This window comes from Acidithiobacillus ferrivorans (genome assembly GCF_016250455.1).
Classification (GTDB): Bacteria; Pseudomonadota; Gammaproteobacteria; order Acidithiobacillales; family Acidithiobacillaceae; genus Acidithiobacillus; species Acidithiobacillus ferrivorans.
This window is the reverse complement of the sequence record NZ_CP059488.1, coordinates 2,721,686-2,732,863: the sequence shown is the minus strand read 5'-3', so window position 1 is coordinate 2,732,863 and position 11,178 is coordinate 2,721,686. Positions and strand designations below refer to the sequence as shown.

Genomic DNA, 11,178 nt, shown 5'->3' with positions numbered 1-11,178 from the left:
ATTTGTCGACCGGATACGTGTTTGTAGCTTGCAATCTCTTTTCGGAGCGGTTAGGGTGGCTTGAGAGTGCGCATAAGAAATCGCATAATTTACTGATATATGAAGCTATTCCTGAATTTTTTCCGATGGCCTGAGAGGGGAGTTATTATGCAACAGCCTGCCATTTACTCTGCTGCACAGAGTGTGTTTCACTCATCCAAACGTGGATTTGTAGGGTCTGCTCTGTTCGCTTTTGGCCTGCTTGGTCTGGGAACCAGCGTGGCCTTCGCGTCCAGCATGGAGATGTCGGCGCCAGGATTGGTGCGCACCGCGATGACTGCGGGTGCCGTGGCAAGCCCTGCGGAGATAAAGAATTTTGCAGCCGCGGTTCGGGGGATCAAGCCACTCAACGAACAGGTCCACAGTGCCCTGAGTCAGAAGGGTATCACTGCCACCAAGCGGGAAGAGTTGAAAAAATCCTACATGGCCAGGGTAAACAGTATTCTTGCCAGTAATCATCTGACGGCGGAGCAGTACACCAGCATGCTCAAGCAAACGCAGGACGATCCGGCATTTGCCAAGCAGGTTGAAGGGGCCATGCAGTAAAGTCTCATGCTACCTGTGCCCCGGTTTTGTTTTTGGAATGGACGGCGTATTGTTCCGCACGTTAACGGCATTTTTTAACCCTACTTGAATGGGGGCCGGGATTGAGGCGGATTTCCGCTCTCTCTGCGGTTTGTGTGATAATTGGGCACTCAGGAGGTTCTCCCATGCCCAAACTCAATTTGCCCCGCCCCGATTATCCTGCTCGCCGCCGTCATCTGATGCAAAAAATGCACGCCGCCAGTGTCGCGATTATACCCACCGCCATACCCAAGAGCCGCAACAGCGACGTGCAGTATCCCTTTCGTGGCGACAGCGACTTCTTGTACCTGACCGGCTTCGTGGAGCCTGAAGCCGTGCTGGTATTGGTTCCAGGGCACGGTGATGGAGAGCAGATCCTGTTCTGTCGTCCGCGTGATCCGGAGCGGGAAACCTGGGAGGGGCGTCGTGCTGGGCTGGAAGGTGCTCTTGAGCAATGCCGGGTCGACCGTTGCCTCTCTATTCATGATCTGAATGATATCCTTCCACAACTGCTGGAAAACCGGGAATTATTGTTTTATCCCATGGGTCAGTCCACCGATTTCGACGCACGGGTAATGCACTGGCGTAATGTCGCCAAGAGCAAAATTCGCCAGGGTGTGCGCTACCCGCTCGAAGTGGTCGATGTTGCTGATCTGATCCATGAGATGCGGCTGTTTAAGGATTCTGCAGAGGTCGAAATCCTACGGGCGGCGGTGGGTATCAGTGGCGCCGGTCACCGCCATGCCATGCGTCAGTGTCAGCCGGGTATGCTGGAGTATGAACTGGCCGCCGAGATTGAGCACGTTTTTCATCGCCTCGGATCGCCCAGTGTGGCTTATCCCAGTATCGTCGGTGGCGGGGTCAACGGCTGTATTCTGCACTACACCGAAAATGATGCGGAGTTGCATGATGGCGATCTGGTACTGATCGATGCAGGTGCAGAGGTGGGCGCCTATGCTGGCGATATCACCCGGACCTTGCCGGTCAATGGCGTTTTCAGTCCCGCACAACGGGAAATTTACGGAGTCGTTCTGGCCAGTCAGGAAGCGGGGATCGCGGCCATACAGGTGGGGCGCTCCGTTGCCGATTATCATGACGAGGCCGTCCGGGTGCTTGTGGATGGTCTGTTGGATCTGAAAATACTTTCCGGAAAGCGTGATGCAGTTATTGAGCAGGGCAGTTATAAGGCCTTCTATATGCACAGGACAGGACATTGGCTGGGCATGGATGTCCACGACGTCGGCCATTATCGCAGCGCAGATCAGTCCTGGCGGAAGCTGGCGGCGGGGATGGTGCTGACGGTAGAACCAGGGCTGTATTTCTCCCCGGATAATCCATCGGTACCGGAGCGTTGGCGTGGTATTGGGATTCGTATTGAGGACGACGTGCTGGTGACTGCCAATGGGCCGGATATTCTTTCAGGCGACGTGCCCAAGGGCTTGGCCGATGTGGAGGCGATGATGGCGGCTGGACCCGGCAGTGGGCGATAATCGTTTGCCAAGGGAGAAGACCTCATGTTGGTTCAGAGGCCGTTGGTCGATGGTGTCGGCGCGTGTATAAAACGTAATTTTGCCTGCTTTACCCCAAAGTCCATAGCGCGCTGAACACTACTCATAAGAATGTCGGCAGCCATGTGATAACGGGAATTCATAGTATCCCAGACAATACCATCTATCACCCGCCCAGAACGTAACACGATGTTGATGCGCTCACCACAGCGGTTACCGCCATTCTTCAGGAAAAATAGGTCCTGTGACAGTGCAATCTGGTTGGGCCGGTTGGCGCCGCAGGCAGCGATATCCGGGTTTCCACTGGTTTGGTCGGGAAGCGCATTATAAGCGGTAACTCGCTGAAGGTAAAACATCTTATGCCGCATGAGTAGGGCGCCATCACTACGAGCAGACCCATCTCCGGAAGCTGATTGTGTGTCCGTAGTTTTTTCCATCTGCCCGCCTATCCACTGAAGGCTTTTTGCGCTTCTTGATAGTTTGTTGAGTAGCGGAGCTGGCAAGTCTGGTGAATTGAGCGCCAAAGCGTTGGGTAGTAATAGTGCAAACAGAGCAATACTCAGCCCGACAGATAATCGTTGTATCAAGTCTATCTCCTTATCTGAGCTGGCCTATGGTGGCCTATCCCAGTTTCAACGCATCTGGGATTTTTCTCAAAATATGAAACGGAACAATATATTACAAAAAATGTGGAAAAAATCAAGGAGATAAATTTATTGTATTGCAAACAATGAGTTGGTTTGCAACCCTGGGGTGTTGGTTATGTGTGGGAGAGTCGCTCCAATGCGGCCAGATGGTTTGAAGAGGCTTCGCATTTTTGCTGAGTGCCTGGTATCTGTGGACTAAACGGCGGCCTGGGGGTGTTCGCAGATGCTCAGTGTGCTAGATTATGACTATCGTCGAAAAAGTACGACTAAAGGCTGGCGTATTGTTGTTTTTTTAGCTATGCTTTGCCTGCTTGTTATTCAACCCAACAAAGGAGACTGCTATGAGCAAGTTCACCACCGCCTTGAAAGTAACCGCGCTGATTTTGCCCTTGGGCTTGGCCGGTTGTGCGACCACCTCTGACCTCGGCAAAGTTGCTGCCAAGGCTGACGCCGCACAGTCCACCGCCAACGAGGCTTTGGCCAAGGCCAATTCCGCGCAGAGCACCGCGACAGATGCGCTGAGCAAGGCTAACGCTGCGCAGAGTACTGCTGATCAGGCGATGAGCACAGCCAACGCTGCCAATCAGAAGGCTGATGAGGCCAATGTGAAGGTAGAGCGGATGTTCAAGAAGGCGATGATGAAGTAATTCTCGCGCCTGTTGTGTGTGATGGGGCCCTGTCGATTCTTTGGTGGGGCCCTTTCGCATTTGAGGGTTGGATAGGATCGGAGACAATTTCGTTCGTGTTCGATGCGGCCACGGTGTTCCCTAAAACGGCCACTTCCAATCCTGAATATCCTGTCGATCCACCCCAAATTCGTAGGCATGGTTCTTACAGGCGAACTGTTGATCAAGCAGTGTTTCTCGCACACCGGACCCAATGTCGCAGAGGCGGGGTATCCGGTCAATGGCGTCAATGGCCAGGCTAAAACGATCCGTCTGATTCAGGATCGCGAGTTCCAGAGGCGTGCTGATATTGCCCTTCTCTTTGTAACCACGCACATGAATATGATGCTGTCCGGGTCGCCGGTAGGTTAATCGGTGGATGAGCCACGGGTAAGAATGGAAATTGAAGATCACCGGCTTGCTGGAAGTGAACAGCGCTGCGAACTCACGATCCGTCATCCCGTGTGCGTGTTCGGTATGTGGTACCAATTTGAACAAGTCCACCACATTCACAAATCGAACCTTGATGTCGGGCACGTGTTGACGCAGTAAGGTGGTGGCAGCCAGAGACTCCAGAGTCGGCACGTCACCACAACTCACCATGACCACATCAGGTTCAACCCCCTGGTCATTGCTCGCCCAGCTCCAGATGCCGGCGCCCCTTGTGCAGTGTGCCACCGCCGCCTCCATGTCCAGGTACTGCAGATTCTTTTGCTTATCCGCGACAATCACATTGACATAATTAACGCTTTTCAGGCAGTGATCGGCGACGGAAAGCAGGCAGTTGGCATCCGGCGGAAGATAGATGCGTACCACGCTGGGGCTTTTGTTAGCCACCACGTCGAGAAAACCGGGATCCTGATGCGTGAAACCATTGTGGTCCTGCCGCCAGACCAGTCCGGTCATCAGCAGGTTGAGTGACGCCACATCGGCCCGCCAGGGTAGTGCGTTACATTTTTCCAGCCACTTGGCGTGCTGGTTGAACATGGAGTCAATGATGTGGACGAACGGCTCGTAGCTATTGATGAAGCCGTGCCGCCCGCTCAGCAGATAACCTTCCAGCCAGCCTTCTATCGTATGCTCGCTGAGCATTTCCATGACCCGTCCCTGCAAGGCCAGTTCGCCGCCGTCGGCATCTTCCGGGAAATATTCCCCGAGCCAGACTTTTTGGGTGACCTCATAAAGGGCTGTGAGTTTGTTGGATTGGGTCTCGTCCGGGCCGAAGACGCGGAAGTTCTGCATATTCAGCCGCATGACCTCCCGAAGAAAATTGCCAAGAGTGGGTACATTGCCAGTCTGGGTTCCTCCGGCTTTTTCGATCTCCACGGAGAACGTGCGGAAGTCAGGCATATCCAGAGGGCGGCGCAGCAGACCCCCATTGGCCACGGGGTTGGCACTCATGCGCCGCCGCCCCTTGGGCGCCAAAGCTTGCAATTCAGGGATCAGTCGCCCTTGCGCATCAAAGTGTTTTTCCGGTTGGTAGCTGCGCATCCATGATTCCAACAGGGTCAGATGGGCCGGGTTGGCGGCAACGTCCGGGAGGGGGATTTGGTGGGCTCGCCAGAAACCTTCCAGATAATGCCCGTCCACCTTCCGGGGGGCCGTCCAGCCTTTGGGACTTCGAAGAATGATCATCGGCCAGCGGGGGCGGTAAGCTGCGCCGGTCTGCCGGGCCTTTTCCTGGAACTTGCGAATCTCCAGGACACAGTGTTCCATGGTGGCAGCCATCGCTTGATGCATGCTCTCTGGATCGCTGCCTTCCACGAAGTAAGGGGTATATCCATAACCGACGAATAGCGCCTCCAATTCCACATGGCTAATGCGCGCCAGAATGGTGGGGTTGTTGATTTTATAGCCGTTGAGATGGAGCACCGGCAGGACCGCCCCATCGGTGATCGGGTTGAGGAACTTGTTGCTATGCCAACTTGTGGCCAAGGGTCCGGTCTCCGCTTCGCCATCGCCGACCATCACCAGGGCGATCAGGTCGGGGTTATCGTAGACGGTTCCAAATGCGTGAGAAACACTGTAGCCGAGTTCGCCGCCCTCATGAATGCTACCGGGTGTTTCCGGAGTCGCGTGGCTACCGATGCCCCCGGGGAAGGAGAACTGCTTGAAGAAGCGCTGCATGCCCACCAGATCTTCACGGATGTCGGGATAAATCTCGGAGTAGGTTCCTTCGAGATATGCCTGAGATAGTACCGCCGGTGCCCCGTGACCGGGGCCGGAGATGTAGATCGCGTTCAGATCGTACTTGTTGATCAGCCGGTTAAAATGAATATAGGTGAAGCACTGGCCAGCGTCCGATCCCCAGTGGCCCAGCAAGCGTGGTTTTATGTGTTCCAGTCGCAGCGGTTCCCGGAGCAATGGATTGCTCCTGAGGTACAACATTCCCAGGCACAGATAGAGACTGGCTTGCCAGTAGGCGTCGGTTTTGCGCAACTCATCCAGAGCAAGCGGAGTTCCTTGGATGGTTGTGCGAGCCGGTCCATAGGCGCTGAGGCTCTCGTCTTCGTACACCGTCGTCGGTGCCGTGGCGGAAGTGATCATGATGGGATGTCCTCCGTAGTCTAAAAACCTTGGAACTGAGGTTGGGTGTGAGGTGGATGGAAAAACCGGTTTTAGTCATCCGCCTGCCGCCCTCACCTGTTCAATCGGGGAGGAATGGTGAATTTGCTGCTGCTACCGTCGCTGCCAATGGCCCCGGCCCCAGAACCAATGTCCGTCCCTGTGCCACCAACGGTCGGGTGCCCAGTGGGCGTAGGGATGGGGTGGATAGGTCCAGCGTCCCGGCCCCCATATCCATTGCCCCCGCCAAAACCAAGCCCCTGGTATCCATACCATGCCCATTGCCGGAGGTGGCGGAACCACTAGCACAGGCAGAGGGGGCGGCGGCCCAGGCACGACGATTGCCCCAGAACTTGGCCCCTCCACATAGGCGGGTCCAGGTGCCACCACACAACCACTCAGGACTGTGAGCCATCCCACCACCAATGCTACCCGCCACCTCCTATGCGCGCTCATTTTCCTAGATCGCCGCGCTTTTCAAGGTATTCATCACGCTCGATCTCGCCGCGCGCATAGCGCTCATCCAGGAGTTTGAGGGCTACACCATTTTCGTTATCGGCCATGCTGCTCTTGCAGCCATGGCGATGCTTGCATGCAAAGGCCCCGCGGATCAGGAACACAATGCCGCCCACGATTCCCACGAGAGCCAACAGGCACAGCAATCCCCAAAACAGTCCGAAAGCGCCCATCATGCCAAAACCCCAACCACCCATCATGTTCGGACCGGGATAGAACTCTACCGCCGTGTCTGGCGCGGTGGCGGTAGCTGTCTGTGCCAAAGCCAAAACAGGCGCCATCATCACCACCAGAAAGCCCGCTATGGTGGCTGTCCGGATTCCCTTTCTTCGCTGTGATGCATCCATGCTGTTCATCAATCGATCTCCCGCCGTGGAATGTCGGAATGCCATCCCCTGATGCAAGTATAGTCCGGCTTTGCTGCCACGGCTGTGGCGTGCGCCAGGGTTCGCCAATAGAAACTTCTCAAACATCGCATTACTGCCAGGAACCCCATCAGGTCGGCCTTCCCCGATACAAGGTAGAGCTCACTATCGAGAACCATGGAGCACACCCATGGGTATCCCTACCGTGATTCCCGTTAGATTCGGTCATGGCTCAGAGTTTTTCGAACCGCCCCTATAATAAAGCCATCTAAACTCCAGCATTTGTACTATCATCACTATGATTACTGATGGTGTGTTCTAGAGGGTGGAATCGATATGTCATACAGTCAGATTTGCGGGGCAGATGCCGTCGTTGTGAGCCGACCACTACTGTATTTTGGCGCCAGGCTCACCATAGAGCCATGGGCGGAGCGACTGTGTAGCGAAGATTGGCAGCTGCGATATGCGGAAAATATTAATGAACTACAAAAACTCTCGTCTGCAGCAGAATTCAAGGTGGGTATAGTCGCGCCGGATCACCGGGACATTATCAATAATTGCCGGTGCGTGGAGTCCACCATTGCCCGGGCAGAGCATATTCGTTGGATCGTCTTACTCCCCAAGGATGCCCTCGACCTCCCCCCCCTGCGTGAGCTGGTTAGCGCCACGTTTTACGACTACCACACCCTGCCTGTGGATTCCGACCGTCTCCTGCTTACCTTGGGCCATGCCTTGGGGATGGCAGAGATTGCCGCCGATGCGCCGCTGCCCGAAAAAGGGGAGGTGCGCAGTAACGGCGAAAGCGAAATGGTCGGCGCCAGCCCACAGATGCAAAAAGTCTTCAAGGAAATCCGCAAGGTCGCCGGTGTAGATGCACCCGTGCTGATTACCGGCGAAAGCGGCACGGGCAAGGAACTGGCCGCGCAGGCTATCCACGAACGCTCCTCGCGGGGCCATGGGTCATTCATTGCCGTAAACTGTGGGGCATTACCCACCAACCTCATCCAGTCCGAACTCTTCGGCCATGAAAAGGGCTCATTCACTGGCGCCCATCAGCGAAAAATCGGCCGCATTGAGGTCGCCTCCGGTGGCAGCCTCTTTCTCGACGAGATTGGCGATCTCCCCATGGAGCTCCAGACTAACCTTCTGCGCTTCCTACAGGAAAAAACCATACAGCGGGTCGGTGGCCGCGAAGACATCACCGTGGATGTGCGGGTGATCGCTGCCACCCATGTCGACTTGGAAAAGGCCGTTCGCGAGGGTCGATTCCGCGAGGATCTTTACTATCGTCTCAACGTTCTTCAGATCAGGATGCCTGCCCTGCGCGAGCGCGTCGGCGACGTGCCCCTGTTAGCCCAATATATCTTCCACCGCTTTGTCGAAGAAAAAGGACGGAAGATAAAAGGATTCAGCAAAGACGCTCTGCATACCATGAACAACTTCGACTGGCCGGGCAATGTTCGCGAGCTGATCAATCGGGTGCGCCGGGCCATGGTCATGTGCGACAACTTCCTGATTTCCCCATCCGATCTTGGACTGGAGCAGAGAAACAACTCCCGGTGGGTACTTACTTTGGGCGAAGCGCGGGACAGGGTAGAAAGCGATACCATCCGCGCCGCTCTCGCCCAAAACCAGGGCAGCGTTTTGCTGGCATCGAAACAGCTTGGCGTTTCCCGCGTCACGCTATATCGGCTCATGGAGAAGCATGCACTCAGCACCAACTAAATACTAATACTTTTTGGCTAAAACACCGTTAGCTATTATCCACCAGGAGGAACCTTGAGTTATGAAACAACAAGGCTTGATGCAAGCAACAATCTACGCATCCGCAATACTGGCAGGCACCTTATGGTGTGCCAGCCCCGCCTGGGCCGACGCCGCCTCTTCGAGCGCGGCTCCGCCAAGCAAGCCGGTAGGCCAAGCCCCGGCTGAACAAAGCCGTCCGCCAGCTATCGAAACCCTCATCAGCACCACTGGAGTGCTTACGCCAGCAGGCAAGTTCGTCATTGAGCCCTTTATCCAATATACTCATTCATCATCCAGTATCGCCGCCGTGCAGGGTTTCGTGCTTGCACAGGTACTAGCCATTGGCAACATAAATATCCAGCAATACACCAACGACACCGCCTATGCCGGTGTCACCTTCCGCTATGGGGTGAGCAACCGTCTGGAAATGGATCTCAGGGTGCCTTTCGTCTATGCGCAACAAAACACCGCCGTCTCAAACCTTACCAACAACGGTGTCCAGCAGGCATTCAACAGTACCGGTTCTGGTCTGGGAGACATTGAGCTCTCCATGCATTATCAGATCAATAAGGGTGGTAATGGCTCGCCCTATTACATTGCCAATTTGCAAGTAAAAAGCATGACCGGCAGTAGCCCCTTCAGCATGCCCATCTATCAGAGTTATCCGGCCGGAATTCTTGAACAGCAGCCGACGGGTACAGGCTTCTGGGGTGTCCAGCCTAGTCTCACGGTACTCTATCCCTCTGACCCGGCCGTTTTTTACGGGAATGTGAGCTACCTCTGGAACATTGGCCATAATGCCGCCGGCACTTACATTAGCCCCGGCAACGCCATCGGCTTCGGCTTTGGTGCGGGCCTATCTCTAAACGACCGCGCGTCGATTAGTCTCGGCTACAACCAAAATATCGTCAGCGCGCCTAAAGTAGGCGGCATTACTCCGCCCTTGGCGACAACCCTGGAGGTAGGATCTTTTCTGGTGGGCTGGTCTTACACCCTCAATAAGAGCACATCCATCAATCTGAATCTGGCCGTAGGCGCTACCCGTCAGGCACCGGACGTGCAACTCACACTCCGGGTCCCTTACACCCTCTAGAGGGGCATTCGGGGACATATTGCGTCATGGATATGTACATGGGGGCCCACAGCGGGGGCTCCCTGTTTTTCTGCTACTTTTCCAAGACGATAGTTATAGCGTCTTGGCGAAGGAAAAACCTCCGTACCCGGTATTGGGCAGGCCACTGGTGTAATTGACCCCACCTTGAGAAATAATCCAAATGAACTATTCACTTTATTATCATATGGATGCGCTTTGTGCGCGTGTGCGGGGAGTATTTTATTTGTATTCATGCCTTTCAACTTTTTTCAGCTGCCTAATAGCGCGGCGTATAATTCCTGCGCACATTGAGCAAGCGTATAGACAGTTCTAGCTCCTAAAAACGGTGATTAACACAGAAGACAAGCTTGTTGAGGCGTTTTTGCTGGTATTTTCCGGTCGCGCCGTGGAAGGTGCCGAGCAGGCAAGCTTTGCCATCCGTTTCCATAGAAGGTTAGTTGCCGCTGAAGGAACCAGATGTCTGCATCACAGAAGCTGGCAGATTTTGCAAATTGGGCAGGATTACCACCAACGGCTGCGATGCGTTTGGCCTGACGCCATTTTGGATGTTGCCCCGAGAACTGCCACCCGATTCTTGGGTGTTGGAGGATGTGGTCGGCAGGGGCAACTCATCCCAAAGTATGACCACCGGCATTTGATGGGCAGAGATTACCAAGCCGGGTACAGTTATTCCCCCACCACGGGCTTGACGCAAGGTGGCGTTGCTGACGATCGCGCCTCTATCGAAGGTCGCAGGTTGGATTGCCGGAAGGCCATGACCGCCCGCTGCTTCTGCCGCCATGACGGGCGCCCCGGCCCATATTCCAAGCACCAGCCCGACGCCGATTATCGTCCGTATCATCTTCCGAGACATGGCATCCTCCTTCCCACCCTATCCGCCTACGGGACGTTCAAACTCCGAACGTTACCCTGCTGCAACGTCTGACCAATCTGGGTCATTTGCTGGGTATGTATCGCGTTGCTGACATCCAGATTGATCACGGTTGCATGCTGGATCACCTGGTTATTGAGGTTGTTCTGCACCACCGACAAGGCGCTGGCAGCCTGGTTGAGGAGGCCGCTGGAAACCTGGTTCGCATTCCCCACCTGCACGATCTGCTGCACCCCACTCCCCTGTGCCACCACCATGGTCTGCTGAACGTTGGTACTCTGCGATGCGATAATGGTATTACCACTGGGGCCGGAATCTATTCCCGAGCGCGAGGCCAACATCCCATTGACATAAGTGGTCATCTCCACACCAAACTTCACCACCATACCCCCGGCCTCAAAACCACCGCGCAATTTCGCCAATTCAGCTACTGGTACCGGCATTCCGAGCACCGACATAGCCGACGCGCTGACAGGACCGGCCATGCAAAGGATGGCAAGGACCCCCATGAGGGGACGTTGGAAAGATTGATTCGACTTGCAAACGAACGCATCCATGATCATTTCCTCCTGTTATTT

11 protein-coding genes are annotated in these 11,178 nt (G+C 55.0%); 5 read left to right on the top strand and 6 right to left on the bottom strand.

The window, feature by feature from the left end; all coding sequences use genetic code 11:
• Positions 1 to 147 precede the first annotated feature (147 nt).
• A complete protein-coding gene (locus H2515_RS13660; protein WP_035191709.1) occupies positions 148 to 585 on the top strand; it encodes a DUF4168 domain-containing protein in 438 nt (145 codons plus the stop codon).
• Between the two features lie 164 nt (positions 586 to 749).
• Positions 750 to 2,093, top strand: coding sequence for a Xaa-Pro aminopeptidase (gene pepP, locus H2515_RS13655; protein WP_065413203.1), 1,344 nt, complete (start codon positions 750 to 752; stop codon positions 2,091 to 2,093).
• A 32-nt stretch (positions 2,094 to 2,125) separates the two neighbouring features.
• On the opposite strand, the gene H2515_RS13650 is transcribed toward pepP, so the two are convergent.
• Entirely contained in the window at positions 2,126 to 2,698 is a 573-nt protein-coding gene (locus H2515_RS13650; RefSeq protein WP_198660402.1) for an RlpA-like double-psi beta-barrel domain-containing protein, read from the bottom strand.
• Between the two features lie 401 nt (positions 2,699 to 3,099).
• Here H2515_RS13650 and H2515_RS13645 point away from each other — a divergent pair, with 401 nt between their 5' ends.
• On the top strand, positions 3,100 to 3,405 hold the full coding sequence (locus tag H2515_RS13645; RefSeq protein WP_065413201.1) for an Lpp/OprI family alanine-zipper lipoprotein: 306 nt from the start codon (positions 3,100 to 3,102) through the stop codon (positions 3,403 to 3,405).
• Between the two features lie 120 nt (positions 3,406 to 3,525).
• On the opposite strand, the gene H2515_RS13640 is transcribed toward H2515_RS13645, so the two are convergent.
• The 3 genes from H2515_RS13640 to H2515_RS13630 form a co-directional block, all read right to left on the bottom strand.
• Positions 3,526 to 5,970, bottom strand: coding sequence for a phosphoketolase family protein (locus tag H2515_RS13640; RefSeq protein ID WP_198660401.1), 2,445 nt, complete (start codon positions 5,968 to 5,970; stop codon positions 3,526 to 3,528).
• A 100-nt stretch (positions 5,971 to 6,070) separates the two neighbouring features.
• On the bottom strand, positions 6,071 to 6,403 hold the full coding sequence (locus H2515_RS13635; RefSeq protein WP_083091454.1) for a hypothetical protein: 333 nt from the start codon (positions 6,401 to 6,403) through the stop codon (positions 6,071 to 6,073).
• Positions 6,404 to 6,440: 37 nt separating this feature from the next.
• A complete protein-coding gene (locus tag H2515_RS13630) occupies positions 6,441 to 6,860 on the bottom strand; it encodes an SHOCT domain-containing protein (protein WP_198660400.1) in 420 nt (139 codons plus the stop codon).
• A 345-nt stretch (positions 6,861 to 7,205) separates the two neighbouring features.
• Between H2515_RS13630 and H2515_RS13625 the strand changes: the two genes are divergently transcribed.
• On the top strand, positions 7,206 to 8,594 hold the full coding sequence (locus H2515_RS13625) for a sigma-54 dependent transcriptional regulator (RefSeq protein WP_198660399.1): 1,389 nt from the start codon (positions 7,206 to 7,208) through the stop codon (positions 8,592 to 8,594).
• A gap of 61 nt (positions 8,595 to 8,655) precedes the next feature.
• Entirely contained in the window at positions 8,656 to 9,708 is a 1,053-nt protein-coding gene (locus H2515_RS13620; RefSeq protein ID WP_083091451.1) for a hypothetical protein, read from the top strand.
• Positions 9,709 to 10,162: 454 nt separating this feature from the next.
• Here the strand turns inward: H2515_RS13620 and H2515_RS13615 are convergent, their stop codons facing one another.
• Complete coding sequence (locus tag H2515_RS13615; protein ID WP_065413198.1) at positions 10,163 to 10,582, bottom strand: hypothetical protein; 420 nt, start codon at positions 10,580 to 10,582, stop codon at positions 10,163 to 10,165.
• 26 nt (positions 10,583 to 10,608) lie between these two features.
• A complete protein-coding gene (locus H2515_RS13610) occupies positions 10,609 to 11,157 on the bottom strand; it encodes a hypothetical protein (protein WP_141672347.1) in 549 nt (182 codons plus the stop codon).
• Positions 11,158 to 11,178 lie beyond the last annotated feature (21 nt).